Below are 19,481 nucleotides of genomic sequence, written 5' to 3'. Positions count from 1 at the left end.
AGGCGGTCCCACTTTTTAACCTGCATAAAGGAAGGAAAAAGGGCCATACTGATTCAAAAACACTTTGGAGGGTAGGGCAATATGCAGGAAGAAACCAGACAGACCAGTCAGACAGACTCCGATCCCGGAACGGACAGGCAACAACAGATTGTCGATATGGGTTCATCCGTAATCCATACTCAGCGCGGCACCATCCACACCTTGACCATCATAGGGCAAATCGAGGGACATCAAATACTTCAGCCTTCCGTTAAGACCACAAAATATGAACATGTCATGCCGTTGTTGGCTGCCATTGAAGAAAGTGATGAAATAGATGGCCTGTTGGTATTGCTGAATACAGTGGGTGGTGATATTGAAGCAGGCCTTGGTATCGCCGAACTAATTGCCAGCATGCGCAAACCTACAGTATCCCTGGTGCTGGGAGGAGGTCATTCCATCGGTGTTCCACTCGCCGTATCTGCGAAGCGTTCCTTTATCGCCCCTTCCGCTGCCATGACCATCCATCCGGTCCGGTTAAACGGGCTGGTGATTGGTGTATCGCAGACCTTCAACTATTTTGAACGGATTCAGGAACGAATCATACAATTCGTTATACGGAACAGTTCTGTAAAGAGAGAAGACTTTACAAAAATGATGCTTCAAACTGGCGAGCTGGCTGCTGATATCGGAAGCGTAATCTATGGAGAAGAGGCTGTGCGTATCGGTCTGATTGATGAGATCGGCGGCCTGTCCCAAGCCTTGAACTGCCTGCACGAGATGATAGAGCAGCAACGTGACTCATGTTCCGATCCATTCGATACGGAAAGGGGATAGAAATCCTTCGCATATTATGTTAATATAAAAAGGAACGACTGTACGATACAATGGCCCCGGAAAGGATTTGATTATAATGGCCACAGCTCAGAAAAAAACGACAGGAGGCAAGAAATCCTCTCCCACAAAGGGGAGGAGTACATCTTCTTCACGCAGCGGCAGCCGAAAGAAGGCAACTGCCCCTCGTCCCATCCGACGAGAGGTAGGGGCTGTTATCTGTTTCTTGCTGGCGATATTTTCTTTCTTTGGATATTTTCATATAAACGCACTCTTTGTGGATTTTTTCTGTGGTCTTGTGCGGGGCTTGATCGGTTACGGTTTTTGGCTGCTTCCTCCCATGTTGTTGGTAGCCAGCGGAATCCTGCTGTTTCACCGTGGGCGTCCAGTGCAATTCAGGGTCTGGTGTGCGTTACTGATGCCGGTGCTGGTTGGATGTCTGCTGCATCTGATCTTGGCCGGGGATAACTATACCTGGAATCTAGCACTGGTAAAACGTCTCTGGCAAGAAGGCGAAACCATGAAAAGCGGCGGCGTAATCAGCGGGATCATTGCACTGGCTCTGACTATGGTATTCAGTAAAGTTGGCGCTGGCATTATCTTTGTGTTGATCGCTGCAATCCTACTAATGGTGGCTTTCCACGTCTCGCCCGTAGACATTGTAGATCGCATTCGAGAGCGCCCCCGGATAGAATATGAAGAAGAAGAACTTCCCGAGCGCCCCCGCAGACAGCCGCGAGATGTACAAAGTGTCACTGCAGTCCGTCGCGTACAACCTCCTCAAATCGACATTCCTGTGGACGAAGGACCTCTGGTTGGGAAACGGAGCGAACCCAAGCCGATAGAAAAGAAAGAACGTTTTTTCAATCGCAAGCCATCTGTACCAACTCCGGACCAAGTGCTTGCTGAAGCAGTTCCTCCAACACTGGAACCTGAAACAGATGTGCCATCCAATGAACCTGACATTTTTGCAGCACCGTCTGAGCCCTGTACACTTCAGGAGCCCGTCACGCTATCGAAACCTGAACCTGTCGTCACACCGGTCACCCCACCACAATCCATGCCAGAAATCGAGCGGGAACCTGCCATTCCCCGCGTCAAAAAAGAAGAAACAGAAAAAGCCGCAGAGGAAGTGGCGCAGGATATTGCACGCAGCTTGGGTGGCACCACGCAGACCGCCTATCAGTATCCACCCGTATCCTTGCTGAAAGAAGGAGCTGGAGCGTCCAGCAGCGATGTGGCCGGTGAGCTGAGGGCGAATCAGGCCCGCCTAGCAGATACGATCCGCTCCTTTGGCATCGAGGCTACCATCGCCGAAGTGACTCGAGGTCCTTCTGTCACAAGGTACGAGGTAGAGCTGGACCAGGGTGTACGCCTGAATAAACTGACCAATTTGTCCGACGATATTGCACTGGCGCTCGGCGCCACCGGTGTGCGCATCGCCCCCATTCCAGACAAGATCTCCATGGTTGGTATTGAGGTGCCCAATAAACTGGTTTCCCCTGTATACATCCATGATGTCATTGATTCCAAGGAATTTAAGGACAATCCCTCCAAGGTTTCCTTTGCCGTTGGCCGTGACATCAGCAATCATAACGTGATAGGCAACATCGCTAAACTACCCCACCTGCTCATTGCCGGTACCACCGGCTCTGGTAAGTCGGTTTGCACCAATTCTCTCATCATCTCACTGCTTTACAAAGCAACGCCAGAGGAGGTCCGCCTGATTATGGTCGACCCTAAAATGGTGGAGCTTGGTATCTATAACGGCATTCCTCATCTGCTCATCCCGGTGGTTACCGATCCCAAAAAAGCCGCCGGTGCTCTTCAGTGGGCCGTTGTGGAGATGATGAAGCGCTATCGCACCTTCTCCGAAATTGGCGTACGTGATCTGGCTAGCTACAATGCCCATGCGGCCAAGACGGAAGGTATGGAGAAGATGCCTCAGATTGTAGTCGTCATCGATGAGCTGGCAGATCTGATGCTGGTTGCCGCTAAAGAGGTGGAAGAATCCATCTGCCGCGTGGCTCAGATGGGTCGTGCAGCCGGCATGCATCTGATTATCGCTACGCAGCGTCCTTCGGCCGATGTAATTACCGGCCTTATGAAAGCCAACATCCCCAGCCGTATTGCGTTTGCTGTGGCCTCCAGTCTGGAGTCGCGTATCATTCTGGACACCACCGGTGCTGAAAAACTGGTAGGCCGGGGCGACATGCTCTATTTCCCACTGGGCACCGGAAAGCCTCAGCGCGTTCAAGGGTGTCTTATTTCGGATGAAGAGGTTGCTGCTGTAGTTGGATTTATCAAACAAAACAGCGGTGCGGCGGAATACGACCAGGAAATCATGCATGACATTGAAAAGCACGCTGCGGAAAAAGAGAAGGGAAGTAAGGGTGTGGGCGGTTCTGCACCAGATGAGGTCGGCGATGACTATGATGAACTGCTTCCAGCAGCCATTGAGGTGGTCGTTGACACTGGTATGGCCTCAGTCTCCATGCTCCAGCGCCGGTTGAAGCTGGGCTATTCCCGTGCTGCCCGCTTGGTGGATCAAATGGAAGAGAAGGGGGTCGTTGGACCCTTTGAAGGCTCCAAACCCAGACAGGTACTTATCACCAAAGCTCAATGGCAAGAAATGCAGTATAAGCAGGGCCTGGTGGATCGTGCTTCGGAGCCTGTACCAGATGAGCTGGAATTTGAGGATGATGCCATCCGCCAGAGCCGTGATGTCCCACCGTTTGACCTAGGAGAATAACGTCCATGACAAGGTATACCATCAAACCCGCGCAAGAAGATGCGCATGAACTTGTTCACTCAGGGCTTCGCTCCTACAATCGCCGCTTTGTATCTGATGCTGCCGATCTTTCTTTGGTTGTGGAAGATGAGGCTGGAAACATGATCGGCGGGTGTGATGCATTTCGCCTGGGTGATCTGGCTATTTTGGATGCGCTTTGGGTTGCCGAACCCTATCGGAAAAACGGCCTTGGTTCGCAAATGCTTCGACAGCTGGAACAGGAAGCGTCTCATCAGGGCGCTACCCATTTGGAGTTAAATACATTTGAGTTTCAAGCTCCTGGTTTCTACGAGAAAATGGGATACCATTGTTTTGGAACGATAGCATCTGCAATCGGAAACTACTGCCATTACTTTTATATCAAAAATTTAACCTGACAGGATCCGTCAGTCGGCGGGTGCACGGTATTTTCCGTGCACCCGCCGACACTTTTATATGACAAGCGTACCGTTCTCGTCTTCCAGCAGCAGCAAAATACGCTCTTGCTGACCGGTGATTGCGTTGACATAGACCAGCACATGCCCTCCGTCGGAATTCTGACATTTAAATTCATGACAGAGCACCTCATACTCTCCATCTGTAGGGATGAGAACCAGCTGCTGTGCCAGAACCGTAAGGCTGCCATCCAAGCCCGCCTGGGCTTGGGATACCGTAACGGTGGGCGTGGGGAGTGTGCGGCTGCCATGGTTCATCAGGTAGCCTTCTGCTTCAAATCCCACCACATCTCCATTGTCCAGAGCGACACTGACCTTGACCAGGTCTGGATAACAGTAGACTCCGTCCTGCACAGACGCAAAGTGGACTGTCAGGATACCGCTCTGATTGATACAGTAACTTGGCTTCATATCCTGATAGCCTTTCGAGCAAAGAAACTCCGCGGCTTTTTGCCGCCCCTCTTCCTGCGAGAGCATATCCTCTCCAATGGGACGGGAACTGAGCACCTGCAAGATCTGTCCACCCTGTTTTGTTACCTCCACATAGAGTTCGCCCCCATCTACCAGCGCTGAAAAGCCCCAGGCAGGAAGATTTCCTGCCCCATCGGAGGTCAGTGAAAAGATTTCCGGCCGCAGATCCAGAAACGAAGCAGCCGCAGAACGTGCTTCCTCCTGTGTGAACTGAGGTAATCCATCCAACATTTTGGGGGTTCGGCTGGAGAGATGCTCGGAGAAGGGCCCGTCGTAAATAAGAGATGGGACTTCTGGGAAATCCGCTTCCACTGTCTGAAATGCGGACCCGGCTGTTATCTCATTCCCGTCGGTAGCCGCCGCTAGCCGTTCCTGAGCGGTGCGCAAATCCTCCGGTTGTATCGCACCGGCATCCAGATCGGCCTGGAGAGACTGCAGCGTAGCGGAAAGGGAGGAGGCTGCTGAGGACAGGCCGCACAGTGTCTCTCGATGCTCTTGGGTACAAGCCTGTTCCGCCGTGGCATCTCGGACCATAGCCATAATATAATCTCCCGTTTTTGCCAGAAAGGAGGCGGTCTGCTCCAACTCCACATTGCCGTAAGGCAGTTCACCCAAGGCAGCCTGAGCGGCTTGCGCTTTGCTGTATGCCTGAGTACAGAGGGATGAAAATAGAGCTGGTGTGGTAGCATAGGTCACTTTTTCCAGAGCTGTATCCAGCTCACGTACTGTTGTAGTCAGTTCGGTAAACGCATGTTGATACCCGTTATCCAGTAGATGGCGGTACTGAGCAGCCTGGGCATGTCCTTGTACTGCAAACCCCGCTGTCACCGCAAACGCAGCGACCACCGCCGTGATGGAGAAGATCTTCCACGGTTGTTTCTGCATAAAAACGCCCCCTTTTCCGCTAGTTTGCGGAAAAGGGGGTATTCTATGTCCGGGAAAAACTGTTTTTACCGGCTAAGCTGTTCAATACCCAGGCGGATGCGGCGCAGAGCCTCTTCCTTGCCCAGGATATGGCACAGCTCTACCGCTCCACCGGGAGTAACCGCTTTGCCGGAGAGTGCTGTGCGTACCGGCCACATAATGCGTCCGTTTTTGAGCTCCAGACGCTGAGCCAGACCAATCAGCGCATCATGGATGGCATCAAAGGTCCACGCATCCAAACCTTCCAGCACAGGGAGCACCTGCTCCAAGGCTTCCTTGGAGTTCTCCTCATTGGTCTTCATCTTCTTATGGCAATAAAGCTCATTGGAGTACTCGGGAAGCGCATCAAAAAAGTCTACCTGGGGTGCGATATCCAGCCAGGTGTCACACCGGGGCTGGACCAGCGGGGCAATAAGCTTGAGATCAATGCCGGGAGTCTTTACTGCCTGTTTCAGATAGGGTTCAGCACCTTCGTAAAATGCCTCGGGAGAGAGTGCACGCAGATAGTTGGCATTGAAATACTTCAGTTTCTCCAAATCAAAGATAGCAGGAGACTTGGAAATACCGGCAATATCAAAGACTTCCGCCAACTCGTTCAGAGTGAAAAACTCCCGTTCGCTGTTTTCTCCCTTGGGAGACCAGCCCAGCAAAGTTACATAGTTGACCACTGCCTCAGACAAAAAGCCCATGGCAAGCAGATCCTCATAAGAAGGATCGCCTTTGCGTTTGCTCATCTTATTGTGCTGATCGCGCATGACGGGGGAGCAGTGAATGTAGGTAGGCACAGTCCAGCCAAACGCCTCATAGAGCAGATTATACTTCGGCGCGGAAGAGAGATATTCACTGCCGCGGACTACATGGGTGATACCCATCAGGTGATCATCAATAACATTGGCAAAATTGTAAGTGGGCAGCCCGTCGGACTTGATGAGTACCTGGTCGTCCAGTGTATCATTGTCTACTGTAATATCCCCAAATACCACATCAGAGAATGTTGTCTGCCCTTCGCTGGGAATTTTCTGACGGATGACATAGGATTCACCAGCTGCAATGCGGGCCTTGGCTTCTTCCAGAGACAGTGTCCGGCAGGGGTCAGCCGCCCGGTCAAACTGGCCGGATTCCTCTTCCGACTCCGTTTTTTCGCAGAAACAGTAATAGGCGTGTCCACGTTCCACCAGCAAGTGAGCATATTTCCCATACAGCCCTCGGCGCTCGGTCTGGATATAGGGCCCCACCGGACCGCCAATATCAGGCCCTTCGTCCCAATTCAGGCCGCACTTGCGCAGCGTATTGTAAATCACCGCTGTAGCGCCTTCCACCAGCCGCTCCTGATCGGTGTCCTCAATACGCAAAATAAACTTCCCGCCAGCGTGACGCGCAATCAGCCAAGTGTACAGAGCCGTACGCAGATTGCCCACATGCATATAACCTGTGGGGGAAGGGGCAAAACGGGTACGTACCCCCTCTTGGGGAATGCGGTCCTCCATTTCCTTAAACCAATTCAGATCCATAGGAAAAAACTCCTTTTCAAGCTTCATCGTGTTATTTTATATTTTCCTGCTAAGGATTGTCAAGGGCATTTAAATATGATATTATAAATCAATATGGGGCCATATACTTCAAAACGCAAAATTGCATCCGAAGAGGTGTTTTTTATGGAAGAGAATCGCAAAAGAATCTTTAGTGGCATACAGCCAAGCGGTAAGATCCATCTGGGCAATTACCTGGGTGCTGTACGCAATTGGGTGGCACTTCAGGATAGCTACGACTGTATCTACTGTGTGGTAGATGAACATGCCATTACTGTACGTCAGGATCCCGCTGAGCTGCGTCACAAGACACTGGAATTGTTTGCACAGCTTATTGCCTGCGGCATTGATCCGGAAAAATCCACGCTTTTCATCCAGTCCCATGTGCCGCAGCACGCTGAGATCGCATGGATTCTTAACTGCTACACCATGTTTGGTGAACTCTCCCGTATGACTCAGTTTAAGGAAAAATCTGCCCGGCACGCCGACAATGTCAATGCCGGACTGTTTACCTATCCTACTCTGATGGCAGGCGATATCCTGCTCTATCAGACCGATCTGGTACCGGTAGGTGAAGATCAGAAACAGCATGTGGAACTTACCCGCAACATCGCCCAGCGCTTCAATTATGTCTATGGCGATGTGTTTACCATGCCGGAGGCCTATATCCCCAAGGTAGGCGCCCGAGTCATGAGCCTGAATCAGCCTGACTCCAAAATGAGCAAGTCCATACCTGATGGCTGTGTATACCTCATGGAAAAGCCCGATGATATTATGCGGAAATTCAAACGTGCCATCACCGACAGTGACACAGAGCACTGTGTACGCTATGATCGCGCGAATAAGCCCGGTGTGGCTACTCTGATGGACATTTACGCTGCCATTACCGGGAAGAGCTACGAAGAGATCGAAGCAGAATTTGAAGGGAAGGGCTACGGTGCTTTCAAACCCATGGTGGGAGAAGCTGTCGTGGAACTGTTCCGTCCCGTCCGGGAGGAGACCGAGCGCCTGCTGGCCGACAAGGCCTATCTGGAGACCCTGTATCGTGCCGGGGCTGAAAAAGCCTCCTATATGGCCAGCAAGACCCTGCGTAAAGTCCAGAAAAAGGTGGGCTTCCTGGCCCGGTAAAAACAAAGGAGCAATTTTTCCATGACAATCAATCTGGAATTCCCTCTCATCGGTATTGTGGCCGCCGCGCTTGTGGTAGCCCTGGTGGTATCATTGGTAGCCACACCGGTGGTGAAGAATCTGGCCATTAAAATGCGTGCGGTGGACATTCCGAAGGACAACCGCCGCATGCACGACCATCCGATCCCCCGCATGGGCGGGCTTGCGATTTTCCTTGGTTTTATCCTCAGCGTACTGCTTTTCCTTCCGCTGGATACTCAGCTGAGAGGAATGTTGCTGGGGGCTTGCATCATTGTGGTGCTCGGCATTTTCGATGATATCTATAGTCTGAAGGCCATGTTTAAATTCGTGGTGCAGATCGTGGCTGCGCTGGTGGCGGTCTTGGCCGGCAATGTAATTGAGGTTTTATCCAACCCCAATGTCTTTTCCTCCAATCCCTATTGGGATCTTGGCTGGCTGGCCATACCTGCCACGGTAATCTGGATCGTAGCCATTACCAATGCGGTTAATCTGATTGATGGTTTGGATGGCCTAGCTTGTGGTGTTTCCACCATCAGTTCTATGACGCTGCTCGTCATTTCCCTGGTAATCAGCGATGGTCCCGTAGCCATTCTGATGGCGGCACTGGCAGGCGGTTGTCTTGGTTTTCTGCCTTACAACATGAACCCAGCCAAGATTTTTATGGGAGACACTGGTTCTACTTTTTTGGGCTATGTCCTGGCAGTGGTATCCATTCAGGGTCTGTTTAAGCTTTACACCATCATTTCTTTCGCGGTGCCTTTCCTGATGCTGGGTCTGCCTATTTTTGATACCTGTTTTGCCTTTATCCGCCGGATTGCCCATGGTCAGAGTCCCATGCACGCCGACCGCAGCCATGTACACCATCGTCTCATTGACATGGGACTGAATCAAAAGCAGGCAGTAGCCGTGCTGTACATTATCAGCGCCATCCTCGGCCTTTCCGCTGTTGTTCTGACCACAAGCGGCCCCGTCAAGGCTATGTTGCTCCTGCTGGCATTGTGTGTGGCAGGTGCCATCTCTGCTAAAATTTTTTTGGGCAACAATGGGAAAAAAAGCGATGCTGGTGATGTACCTGCAGAAAAGGAGAGACCGCAATGACTCCGATACGTGTGATGACCATCTTCGGCACTCGGCCGGAGGCCATCAAGATGGCACCTCTGGTGCAGGAACTGAGCCGGCGTCCCGGTATCCAGTCCATCTGCTGTGTGACCGCTCAGCACCGGGAAATGCTGGACGCAGTACTGAAGATTTTCCATCTTCAACCGGATTATGATCTTAATATTATGCAGCCGCGGCAGACCCTCTCCACCATTACCACCAAGTGCCTTTTGGGTATGGAGGAGGTACTGGAGCAGGCGAAACCGGATCTGGTCCTGGTCCACGGAGATACTTCCACGACCTTTGCCGGTGCATTGGCCGCATTCTACCGGCAAATCATGGTAGGTCATGTGGAGGCTGGTCTGAGAACGTGGGACAAGTATTCTCCTTTTCCGGAAGAGATGAACCGGAAACTGGTAGGGGACATTGCAGACTTGCATTTCTGCCCTACACCGGCCAACCGTGCAAATCTCGCCCGGGAAGGGATCACCGATGGTGTGTTTATTACAGGCAATACGGTGATTGATGCTCTGAAAACCACAGTTGTAAAGGATTATCGCTTTTCAACCAACCTGTTGAATCAACTGGACTATACAAATAAAAAAATCATCCTTGTGACCTGCCACCGGCGTGAAAACTATGGCCAACCAATGGCGAACATTATGACAGCTCTCAGACGGATTGCAGACGCTTTTCCGGATACCGAACTGGTTTATCCGGTCCATCTCTCTCCGGTAGTACGGGAGGCGGCAAAAACCTACCTGTCCGGCCATCCCCGCATCCATCTGATTGATCCACTCACGGCGGACGAGATGCACAATCTGATGGCTTTGGCCTATCTGGTGATGACCGACTCGGGCGGACTTCAGGAAGAGGCTCCTGCCTTAGGCCGGCCGGTCCTGGTCCTGCGTAGGGAAACCGAACGTCCGGAGGCCGTGGCCGCCGGCACGGTCCGGATTGCGGGCACAGAGGAGGATACTATCTTCCATATGGCTGCTGAGCTGTTGACTGATGAGGCATCGTACCGTGCCATGGCACATGCGGTTAATCCTTATGGAGATGGTGCTGCATGCCGTCGGATTGTAGACGCTATTGAATGGAAGTTCGGTCTGCGCGCTGATGCGCCGGAGGAGTTTCACGCCCGGAACGTTTGAGGCGATTTTGACCGAACCGGCACACCAGGAAAGGGGGAGACTCAGGGTTGGAACGGAAAAACCGTAATATCCTGGTGGTGCTGATTGCCATCGTCATTGCTGTGGCAATGATCTCCAGCTTTGGTTTTGGAATCTTTGCGCCGGATACGGCATCCATCATTTTGCCGGAACCCGCACCTTCTTCCGGCTTAGAATTAAGCACCGGTGGCCCAGAAGATGGATTGGTGCAGGTGGATGTCACACCGCAAACAGTTCAGAATGTGATTGCTACACTGTCCCGCCCCGAGAGCTATTACCGCGAGGTCACCGTGGAGGACTTCTGGGGAGAAGGAGAAAGTGGTACCACTGTAGCCAAAGTCTGGGTAGATGCTGGTTGGACCAGGACCGAAGTAACATGGCCCGGCGGAACCGTACGTAACTCTATCGTCGGGGAAGAACAGGTCTGGTTTTGGTACGGAAATGACCGTTCTGCGCTCACTGCTCCGGCAGATGAATATTCTGCCGATCTGGAAGGGCAGCGTATTCCAACTTATGAGACCGTTCTGGCGCTGGAACAGAAATCTATCTCCGCTGCCAGTTATGAAGAAAAAGGCGGCCTCAGTTGTATCTACGTAGAGACTACAACAGAGGATGAGATGTATGTGGAACGCTACTGGGTATCGATAGACAGCGGTCTGCTGGTCTGTGCAGAGACCGAACAGGAAGGTGCGTTGGTCTATCGTATGAGTGCTTATACCGTCGAGCAGCCGGTTCCGGCGGACACAACCTTTGCTCTACCAGACGGCACTATCCTGCATACGGTCAATAGCTAAATAAAAACGGGCGGCCATTCGGCCGCCCGTTACTCCAATCCCAGCAAAAGCAGAAGTCCCAAAGTAATCACAATCTCCAGATCATCACCTTCCAGAAACAGAAAAAGCAGAATAAGCAGCAGCAGTATATCTCCGGTATCCAGCCCAGTCAATTTTAGGTGATCCAACAGTTTAGCGAGGGCTGCGGAAGTATGCGCTCGAACTGGTTCTTCCGTCTGTCGCGGTGCTGGACCTGGTGACTCGGCGGAGCCATGGGCAGAAGGTCCATCTTCTTCCGGGATACGGGTATAGGATGCTCCATTAGGGATATAGCGATTATACATCCCGTTTTTCCTCCTCTCGGCTGTCCTGGAAGAGTTGAAACGCTACCCGGATTACTCGGGCCAACTTGGCGATCTGTACCGCTCTGTCTACTTTGGCATAGCGTTCAGGCTTTACAAATGGTTTCAGCGCTGTAAGCAGGGCAACCTTCCGATCATCTGCGGCAGAATATTCTGAAAACAGGCGGATGCCCGCCTGGAGCAAACGAGGATCCAAACCTGCCAGAGCAGACAGGGGAGTGCTATCCTCCCCATTTCCGCCCAAAAGTCCAAGCAGAGAAGACCAGTCTGTATCTTCCAACGGCGGTGTCTCCCTCTGAGACTGGATATCCTCCGTTTGTGGTTCGGATTCTCCCTTGGATTCGCCACTCAGCGATTTAGCGATGGATGCGATCTGGCCCATGGCCTCTGGATCGTTGAGGATTGCGTTGAGTTTTTCCTCGAAATCGGCCATGTGCCGCCCCTCCTTTTGCCGGAAAGTCAGTCAGTCTTTCTGTGTTTGCGGGACTGCCTGCTGGATCTTCTGGACCAGTTGCGCTCCTTCTTTACTCTGCATAACCTGACGGACCAATCCCATCAACGCACCGGTATCACCCTTTGCGGCGGAAGCTGCAGCAGATTTTAAGCCATCTCCGGCGTTCTGACTGAGCATCTGCATCAGTTTCTGAGTATCGTCGGAATGAATCAGGTCCTGAAGCAGGGCCCTATTCTTCAGCAGTCCAGCCGCTTTGGGATCCTTCATCAGTTCGTCCAGATTGGATTGGGGATTTGTCATATAATCAGCTCCATCTCACAGTTTCATAAGGACGTTCAATCCATTATATGTACCATATACCGGAAGGTGATTGCTTGAAAGTGCTTCTTTTTTCTGATTCCCACGGAAACGTAGCCAATATGGCCGATACCGTCCGTCTGGAACAGCCCGATCAAATCCTCCATTTGGGTGATTTGCTGCAAGATGCCGATGCGCTTTCCAGCCAATTTCCTCACATCCCGTTGGTGAGCGTGCCAGGCAATTGTGATGGACGACGGCCCGATCTGCCAGAGGAGCGTGTGCTGGAGCTGGATGGATGCAGAATTCTTATGACCCATGGCCATATCTACCAGGTTAAAATGGGTATAGGAGCGGCCGTACGGGCTGCTCGGGAGGTTCGTGCAGATCTGCTGTTGTTCGGGCATACCCACCAGGCATTTTGCGAATATGAAAATGGAATGTGGGTCGTTAATCCAGGCTCAGCGGGGAGTTTAACCCAGCCGTCCTATGCGGTCTTAATCCTAGAGGCAGGCGGAGCAGTCTGCTATCTGTCCAAGATCTGAGAGGGGGGATCAGCATGCTGCTTACTGTGGATGTTGGAAACACCAATATGGAGTTTGGTCTGTTTGAAGGGGCACAGTTGAAGGGGAGCTTTCGTCTGATGACGGATGCCAATCGCACTTCAGATGAATTGGGGTTGTGGCTATGCCAATATTTTCAACGCTTTGGCCTGTCTTTGGAGTGCATTGAAGATGTGATCATCGGCTCAGTAGTTCCTCAGGTGATGCATACATTGGGCAATGCCATACGCAAATATGTTGGTAAAATACCACTCATTTTGGATGAAGATCTGGACCCCGGCCTGCCCTATGTTGACTGTGCAACCGAGGAGCGCCTTGGCCCAGACCGGGCTGCAGCAGACGTGGCAGCCATTGAGAAATATGGTGCGCCTCTTATCGTGCTGGATTTTGGCACTGCCACCACACTGGATGCGTTGGACCGGAACGGGGTATACCAGGGTGGTTGTATTACCGCCGGAGTCCGCGTATCCATTGACGGTCTCTTCCAAAAGACGGCGCTGCTGCCTCGGGTCGAACTGGTAAAACCGCATACCGTACTGGGATTGACTGCCTCCAGTCAAATCCAGGCCGGAGCTGTTCTGGGATATATTGGTGCCATTGAGTACTTAATCCGCCAGGCAAAAGCGGAACTCGGTGCTCCGGATGTCAAAGTGGTTGCCACCGGGGGTCTAGCCGGTATGGTGGCTGAGCATACCAGCCTTGTCGATATCATTGACCCCCAATTGGTCTTGGATGGCCTGCGCATCATCTATGAAAGGGCTATGCGCCATAGATAAAAAGTAAACCGCCATAAGCACGCTTAGCGCTTATGGCGGTTTGTTGCATGTTATTGGGGCCTGCAGATCAAATCATCCATACAGTAGAGCCCCGGTTGCGTTACTCCCGCCAAAAATCGGGCCGCTTTGATTGCACCGGATGCAAAAGCGGTCCGGTTCAGGGCGGAGTGGCTCAGCTCCAGGACCTCGTCGGTCCCCGCCAGAAGTACAGTGTGGTCCCCAGTAATACCGCCGCCACGCACACAGCTTATGCCCACCTCTTCGCGCCTTCTCGGCGTTCCATGCCCACTCCCACGACAAACCGGGGTCAGCGGAGCCGCCAATCCGGCGCTTGCGGCCTTGGCCAGCAAAAGCGCGGTACCGCTGGGGGCATCTTTTTTATAGCGGTGATGGCGCTCTATGATTTCTACATCATACTCCTCACCCAAACACGCCGTTGCTTGTCGGACCAGCCAAGCCAGCAGATTGGCTCCAAGCGACAGATTGGCCGAATGAAAGATCGGGATAACATCAGCCGCCTGCTCCATGGCCGCCAATTGCCGCTCGGAGTGGCCTGTCGTAGCCAGAACCAGGGGGATTTTCCGCTCTTGGCAAAACCATAGCAGTCCATCCAATGCGGACGGGCTGGAGAAGTCCACTGCCACATCGATGGAACAGCGGATACCGGCTGGAGAAGGAAACACCGGGAATTCCCGGCTGTCTGAACCGAGCAAATCGCAACCGGCGGCAATCTCCACATCTGGCATCAAAGCACAGTATTGTGCCACTATGGTTCCCATCCGGCCATTGCAGCCGGAAAGCAGTAGGCGCAACATCTCAGCTCAACAGTCCAGCGCGCACCATGGACTGACGCAGGATTTCCAGGTGAGCAGGGGAGATATCACACAACGGCATACGCAGCGAACCGGCATCATATCCGATTAGCCGCATGGCCGCCTTGACCGGTATTGGATTGACTTCAATAAACAGAGCGTCCATAAAATCCAGATAGTTTAATTCCAGGCCAGCCGCAGTGTGGAAATCCCCCTCCAGACACAGATGGCTCATACGCATCATGATCTCTGGAATCACATTGGATGCCACCGAAATCACACCTTTGGCTCCCAAGCTCATCATAGGAACCACTTGGTCGTCATTACCGGACCAAATGTAAAACTCCTCTCCACAGAGCACACGTGTATGGTTGAGTAGAGAAAAATTTCCGCTGGCCTCTTTGACGCCGTTGATATTCGGGATCTGAGAGAGTACCTGATAGGTTTCCGCCGTAAATGACACGCCGGTCCGAGATGGAACATTGTAAAGGATGATGGGCAACTGCACCCGCTCGGCAATATAGGTATAATGGCGGATCAATCCGTCCTGAGTCGTCTTATTGTAATAGGGCGTGACCAGCAGCAGCGCATCGGCTCCTGAATCCTGCGCATGTTGGGACAAGTACAGAGCCGCAGAAGTATCGTTGCTCCCCGCGCCGGCAATCACCACAGCACGGCCTGCTGTCTGCCGGACACAAAATGCAACGGCAGCAATGTGCTCCCGGGTGGACAGGGTAGCGCTCTCTCCCGTGGTACCACAGACACACAGTGCATCGATGCCCTGTTCCAACTGTGTCTCAATGAGCCGGGCAAACCGCTCGTAATCAATAGCACCAGCTGGAGTGAAGGGAGTCACCAGGGCGGTACAAGTTCCAGTGAATACAGGCTCTCTCATAAGGTGGGATTACCTCCTTTGGATGTAACCCTCCGCACACAGAAGTTCAGCCAGAAGGACCGCACCGCCGGCTGCGCCGCGGAGGGTGTTGTGGGACAGGCAGACAAACTTGTAATCATACTGGGTATCCGGGCGCAGGCGGCCAATGCACACCGCCATACCGTTCTCACACATCCGGTCCAACCGGGTCTGAGGACGATCAGGCTCTTCAAAATAATGCAGAAATTGCTTGGGAGCAGAGGGAAGTTCCAGCTGCTGAGCACGGCCACGGAAGCCCGCCCAAACAGACTTGATCTCCTCCATAGAAGGTTTGTTCCGGAAGCGGACAAAGACAGCGGCCATATGCCCATCGGAAGCCGGTACACGCAGGCACTGGGCCGTGATAGCGGGCCCATCGGCATTGACGATAACACCGTTCTCCACCCGGCCCCAGAGCTTCAGCGGCTCCCGCTCGCTCTTCTCCTCCTCACCGCCGATGTAGGGAATGACATTGTCCACCATCTCGGGCCAGGTCTCAAAGGTCTTGCCCGCCCCGGAGATCGCCTGATAGGTACACACCAGCACCTGTTCCACACCAAAGGGCAGCAGCGGATGCAGCGCAGGGACATAGCTCTGCAGGGAGCAGTTGGATTTCACCGCGATAAAGCCCCGCTGGGTCCCCAGGCGCTTGCGCTGGGCAGGAATGACCTCCAGATGCTCCGGGTTGATTTCAGGTACCACCATGGGCACGTCAGCGGTCCAGCGGTGGGCAGAGTTGTTGGACACCACCGGGCATTCATGTTTGGCGTACGCTTCTTCCAGGGCCTGGATTTCTTCTTTCTTCATATCCACAGCAGAGAATACGAAATCCACCTGGGAGGCAATGGTCTCAATATCGCTCTCAGCATTGAGAACCACCATATTGCGGGCCTGCTCAGGCATCGGGGTCTTCATCGCCCAACGAGAACCCACCGCCTGCTCATACGTCTTGCCCGCTGAACGGCTGCTGGCTGCAATCGCGGCAAGCTGGAACCAGGGGTGATGTTCCAGCAGGGTGATGAAGCGCTGGCCCACCATGCCGGTACCGCCGATGACGCCAACTCTATACTTTTCCATAATCAAAGCCCTCCATCGTTCATGAGATTCTATTCCAACACCGGCTTGTCTCAGACCGGCAAATTGAGGAACCTAGAAAAAGAAAATCAGCGGTTTACAGGCCGGCTGATTTTGTACTATAATGTCACAGATAGGGGATTGCCCCGCTTGGTGGGTATTTAACAGTTTAACTTGAAAAATATTACCACACATTCTGCCACAGTGTCAACGGAAGCGAGATGAGAAAAGATACAAATGAAACGTTTAAAATGGCTGCAATTTGCAGCGTTTGTGCTGGCAGTGGCGTGCATGCTGCCCTTACCGCACGCCTCTGCGGCCACGGTAACGGTAGACCCAACCATCCGGGTCGGACTGTTTTTTGGAAGCAGTGCACTGCCAGGCGCTAATTTGCTTAACGATGTGGGCAGCGGCTACCGTTTCGGCTATTTTGATGAATCACTGGAGTTTGTCACTTTGGGAAATACCAGTGAGACTGCCATCTCCATGGTAAAGACCCAGAACGTCTGGTACGGCAAGATAGACAACTGGTCCGGCTATTACGATACCATTACCTCGGATATTGCAGTGGGGTGCTGGCATCTGCAGCTGCCCCAGACCTATTCCGACTTTGCACAGGCATCCGCTGCCGCCGCCCAGTATGCAGGCGGTTTTCCAGCCTGGGTAGACGGAGTTTATTACGTCCGGGTCGGTAACTATCTGGATGCAACTGCTGCTCAGGCAGCCCAGGTCACGCTGGGGTTGACGGACGCTACAGCGGTCACCGCCTCCGGCGCCGGCGTATCGGTAGTCAAAACCGGTACCAGCACGATCCTGTTTCAGTTTGACAGCACCTCGGGACAGTACCTTGCAGTGAAGCCGGGATTGGACGATTCTGTCAAGACTGAGACCTATTTTCGAGGTTACTCCTATTTCGGAGCATTTCAGTATCGACGCAGCGGCGGGAACCTGACCGTAGTCAACGTACTTCCGTTGGAAGATTATATACAAGGTGTCGTCATCCAGGAAATGAGCCCCACTTGGCCGCTGGAAGCTCTGAAAGCTCAGGCAGTTTGCGCACGCACATATGCTTACCGAAATCTTCTGGCCAGCAAGCACACCGGTCAGGGCTTTGATATCTGCAACACAGTGGACTGTCAGGCATACAGCGGGATCGCCACCATGAGTGAAACCAGCCAACAAGCCGTAGATGAGACCCGCGGACAATACCTCTGGTACAACGGCTCCTTGGCAACAGAGGCGGTCTATTCCTCTCATAACGGTGGAGCCAGTGAGAGTGCAGTCAATGTATGGGGACAGGAGTACCCCTATCTGATCGGCAAAACAGATCCTTATGAGGCAACCGTAGCAGATAAGATTTCCAATTACAACTGGAGCGTAACCTATACCGCTCAGGAACTCACCGATTTGCTCAATTCCAAGGGTTACATTAACTCCGGCATTGTCGATTTCCGGGTCAGCAAGACCAGCCCAACTGGAAACGCCATTGAAATTACCTTTACAGATTCTTCTGGTAAGAGCTGGAGCAAAACCGGTGACGCCTGCCGGACGTTTCTGGGGCTGCGCTCCATCCATTATACGGTGTCCGGGGGGAGCGGGAACTCCAGCGGCGGGAGCTATTCCGTAGACGGCACCGGTACACTAAGTACACTTAACGGCGCCTGGGCCATAGATGGAGCCGGAAGTACCAGCACGCTGTCTGATGGTCAGGTCTATGTCATCACTGGTGACGGAAACACGGTCCCCTTGACCTCCTCTGCTTCCGGTGGCAGCAGTTCACCTGACAGCTTCACCATCACTGGCTCCGGCTGGGGGCATAATGTAGGCATGAGCCAATGGGGTGCTTATTCCATGGCCCAGCAAGGGTATACATATCAGGACATTCTTAGCTTTTATTATACTGGAATCGAGGTGCGTCAACCATAAAGACCGCTGATTTTGATTTTTATTTGCCGGAAGAACTGATTGCCCAGACGCCGCTGGAGCGTCGGGATTCCTCCCGGCTGCTGGCACTGGACAAGCATACCGGTGCCACCAGGCACATGCACTTTTTTGATCTACCCACACTCCTTCGTCCCGGGGACTGCCTGGTCCTCAATGATTCCCGCGTCTTGCCGGCCCGACTCATCGGGCATCGGGAACCTACTGGAGGTGCGGTGGAGGTACTGCTGCTCATCGACCGTGGAAACAAAACCTGGGAGTGCCTGGTGCGCCCCGGCCGCAAACTCAAACCTGGCACCCGACTGTCCTTTGGCGATGGCGAGTTGAAGGCAGAAGTGGTAGAGGTATGCGAGGGGGGGAACCGCCTGGTCCGCTTTGAATACGAGGGAATCTTCCTGGAAACGTTGGAACGGCTGGGCAAAATGCCCCTGCCTCCCTATATCAAAGTGGAGCTCAACGATCCGGAGCGGTACCAAACCGTGTATTCCAGAGAGGTTGGCTCAGCCGCCGCCCCCACAGCTGGTCTCCATTTTACCAAAGATCTGCTTTGTCAAATTGAGAAAATGGGCGTTCACATTTGTTATGTAACGCTTCACGTGGGACTTGGCACCTTCCGTCCGGTAAAGGAGGAGGACATTCTGGACCACGAGATGCACAGTGAATATTGTATGATTTCCGCTGAAACAGCCGAAACGATCAATCGGACTCGTCGGGAAGGCGGCCGGGTCATTTGTGTTGGCACCACCTCTTGCCGTACCATTGAAAGCTGGGCTGCAGAAGACGGCACCCTGAAAGAAAGCGCCGGCTGGACCAATATTTTTATCTATCCCGGTTATCGCTTTAAGGTGTTGGATGGTCTGATTACCAACTTCCATCTTCCGGAATCCACGTTAATTATGTTGGTATCCGCACTGGCCGGACGAGAGCACATTCTAGCCGCATATCGTGAGGCTGTAGAACAACGCTATCGCTTTTTCTCTTTTGGCGATGCGATGTTCATTGGAGACCAGATCTAAAATTTTCCAATGAACCAAAAAAGTTGTGATTTTCCTGAAATCTGGTCTCCCATAAGGATGGGAGATGCAATGTTTATCGGGGCTCTGGATTAAATTGTCCCACAGAGCAACACCTACAC

Annotated in this window: 19 protein-coding genes; 11 read left to right on the top strand and 8 right to left on the bottom strand. The window is 52.8% G+C overall.

Going from position 1 to position 19,481, the window contains the following annotated elements:
- Positions 1-81 precede the first annotated feature (81 nt).
- The 3 genes from WMO45_RS01780 to WMO45_RS01770 all read left to right on the top strand — a co-directional run bounded on the left by WMO45_RS01780 (position 82) and on the right by WMO45_RS01770 (position 3,981).
- Complete coding sequence (locus WMO45_RS01780) at positions 82-816, top strand: ClpP family protease (protein WP_349138933.1); 735 nt, start codon at positions 82-84, stop codon at positions 814-816.
- A gap of 76 nt (positions 817-892) precedes the next feature.
- Positions 893-3,565: an FtsK/SpoIIIE family DNA translocase gene (locus WMO45_RS01775; RefSeq protein ID WP_349138932.1), complete on the top strand. Its 2,673-nt coding sequence runs from the start codon at positions 893-895 to the stop codon at positions 3,563-3,565.
- 5 nt (positions 3,566-3,570) lie between these two features.
- A complete protein-coding gene (locus tag WMO45_RS01770; protein WP_349138931.1) occupies positions 3,571-3,981 on the top strand; it encodes a GNAT family N-acetyltransferase in 411 nt (136 codons plus the stop codon).
- 54 nt (positions 3,982-4,035) lie between these two features.
- On the opposite strand, the gene ypeB is transcribed toward WMO45_RS01770, so the two are convergent.
- Positions 4,036-5,394 carry a germination protein YpeB gene (gene ypeB, locus WMO45_RS01765; RefSeq protein WP_349138929.1) on the bottom strand — a complete coding sequence of 453 codons (1,359 nt, stop codon included), beginning with the start codon at positions 5,392-5,394 and terminating at the stop codon, positions 4,036-4,038.
- A 65-nt stretch (positions 5,395-5,459) separates the two neighbouring features.
- On the bottom strand, positions 5,460-6,944 hold the full coding sequence (gene gltX / locus WMO45_RS01760; protein ID WP_349138928.1) for a glutamate--tRNA ligase: 1,485 nt from the start codon (positions 6,942-6,944) through the stop codon (positions 5,460-5,462).
- A gap of 144 nt (positions 6,945-7,088) precedes the next feature.
- On the opposite strand from gltX, the gene trpS reads away from it, so the two are divergent.
- From trpS to WMO45_RS01740, 4 genes are read left to right on the top strand one after another with little or no spacing between them, the layout of a single operon-like run.
- Positions 7,089-8,090, top strand: coding sequence for a tryptophan--tRNA ligase (trpS, locus tag WMO45_RS01755; RefSeq protein ID WP_349138927.1), 1,002 nt, complete (start codon positions 7,089-7,091; stop codon positions 8,088-8,090).
- A 21-nt stretch (positions 8,091-8,111) separates the two neighbouring features.
- The gene (locus WMO45_RS01750) at positions 8,112-9,209 is read left to right on the top strand and encodes an MraY family glycosyltransferase (RefSeq protein ID WP_349138926.1); all 1,098 of its coding nucleotides are present in this window, start codon (positions 8,112-8,114) and stop codon (positions 9,207-9,209) included.
- Positions 9,206-10,363 carry a non-hydrolyzing UDP-N-acetylglucosamine 2-epimerase gene (wecB, locus tag WMO45_RS01745; RefSeq protein ID WP_349138925.1) on the top strand — a complete coding sequence of 386 codons (1,158 nt, stop codon included), beginning with the start codon at positions 9,206-9,208 and terminating at the stop codon, positions 10,361-10,363. Before WMO45_RS01750 ends, wecB begins: the two co-directional genes overlap by 4 nt.
- A gap of 47 nt (positions 10,364-10,410) precedes the next feature.
- Positions 10,411-11,175 carry a hypothetical protein gene (locus WMO45_RS01740; protein ID WP_349138924.1) on the top strand — a complete coding sequence of 255 codons (765 nt, stop codon included), beginning with the start codon at positions 10,411-10,413 and terminating at the stop codon, positions 11,173-11,175.
- A gap of 29 nt (positions 11,176-11,204) precedes the next feature.
- On the opposite strand, the gene WMO45_RS01735 is transcribed toward WMO45_RS01740, so the two are convergent.
- The 3 genes from WMO45_RS01735 to WMO45_RS01725 are packed head-to-tail and all read right to left on the bottom strand — an operon-like array spanning position 11,205 to position 12,270.
- Entirely contained in the window at positions 11,205-11,498 is a 294-nt protein-coding gene (locus tag WMO45_RS01735; protein ID WP_349138923.1) for a hypothetical protein, read from the bottom strand.
- Positions 11,491-11,949 carry a hypothetical protein gene (locus tag WMO45_RS01730; protein ID WP_349138922.1) on the bottom strand — a complete coding sequence of 153 codons (459 nt, stop codon included), beginning with the start codon at positions 11,947-11,949 and terminating at the stop codon, positions 11,491-11,493. The genes WMO45_RS01735 and WMO45_RS01730 overlap by 8 nt, the downstream gene beginning before the upstream one ends.
- Before the next feature lie 30 nt (positions 11,950-11,979).
- On the bottom strand, positions 11,980-12,270 hold the full coding sequence (locus tag WMO45_RS01725) for a hypothetical protein (RefSeq protein ID WP_349138921.1): 291 nt from the start codon (positions 12,268-12,270) through the stop codon (positions 11,980-11,982).
- 47 nt (positions 12,271-12,317) lie between these two features.
- Here WMO45_RS01725 and WMO45_RS01720 point away from each other — a divergent pair, with 47 nt between their 5' ends.
- Both WMO45_RS01720 and WMO45_RS01715 read left to right on the top strand, forming a co-directional pair.
- Positions 12,318-12,812, top strand: coding sequence for a metallophosphoesterase (locus WMO45_RS01720; protein ID WP_349138920.1), 495 nt, complete (start codon positions 12,318-12,320; stop codon positions 12,810-12,812).
- Positions 12,813-12,826: 14 nt separating this feature from the next.
- Positions 12,827-13,606, top strand: a complete 780-nt coding sequence (locus WMO45_RS01715) for a type III pantothenate kinase (RefSeq protein ID WP_349138919.1) — start codon at positions 12,827-12,829, stop codon at positions 13,604-13,606.
- Between the two features lie 50 nt (positions 13,607-13,656).
- Here the strand turns inward: WMO45_RS01715 and dapB are convergent, their stop codons facing one another.
- From dapB to asd, 3 genes are read right to left on the bottom strand one after another with little or no spacing between them, the layout of a single operon-like run.
- On the bottom strand, positions 13,657-14,421 hold the full coding sequence (gene dapB, locus WMO45_RS01710; RefSeq protein ID WP_349138918.1) for a 4-hydroxy-tetrahydrodipicolinate reductase: 765 nt from the start codon (positions 14,419-14,421) through the stop codon (positions 13,657-13,659).
- A gap of 1 nt (position 14,422) precedes the next feature.
- Complete coding sequence (gene dapA / locus WMO45_RS01705) at positions 14,423-15,313, bottom strand: 4-hydroxy-tetrahydrodipicolinate synthase (protein ID WP_349138917.1); 891 nt, start codon at positions 15,311-15,313, stop codon at positions 14,423-14,425.
- 9 nt (positions 15,314-15,322) lie between these two features.
- Complete coding sequence (gene asd / locus WMO45_RS01700) at positions 15,323-16,408, bottom strand: aspartate-semialdehyde dehydrogenase (RefSeq protein ID WP_349138916.1); 1,086 nt, start codon at positions 16,406-16,408, stop codon at positions 15,323-15,325.
- Between the two features lie 234 nt (positions 16,409-16,642).
- On the opposite strand from asd, the gene WMO45_RS01695 reads away from it, so the two are divergent.
- Positions 16,643-18,331, top strand: coding sequence for a SpoIID/LytB domain-containing protein (locus WMO45_RS01695; protein ID WP_349138915.1), 1,689 nt, complete (start codon positions 16,643-16,645; stop codon positions 18,329-18,331).
- A complete protein-coding gene (gene queA / locus WMO45_RS01690) occupies positions 18,328-19,362 on the top strand; it encodes a tRNA preQ1(34) S-adenosylmethionine ribosyltransferase-isomerase QueA (protein ID WP_349139327.1) in 1,035 nt (344 codons plus the stop codon). Before WMO45_RS01695 ends, queA begins: the two co-directional genes overlap by 4 nt.
- Positions 19,363-19,481: the final 119 nt, after the last annotated feature.

The sequence above is a fragment of the Flavonifractor hominis genome (genome assembly GCF_040095835.1).
GTDB classification, from domain to species: Bacteria; Bacillota; Clostridia; order Oscillospirales; family Oscillospiraceae; genus Flavonifractor; species Flavonifractor hominis.
The sequence above is the reverse complement of the archived record's forward strand: the minus strand, read 5'-3'. Positions and strand labels throughout refer to the sequence as shown.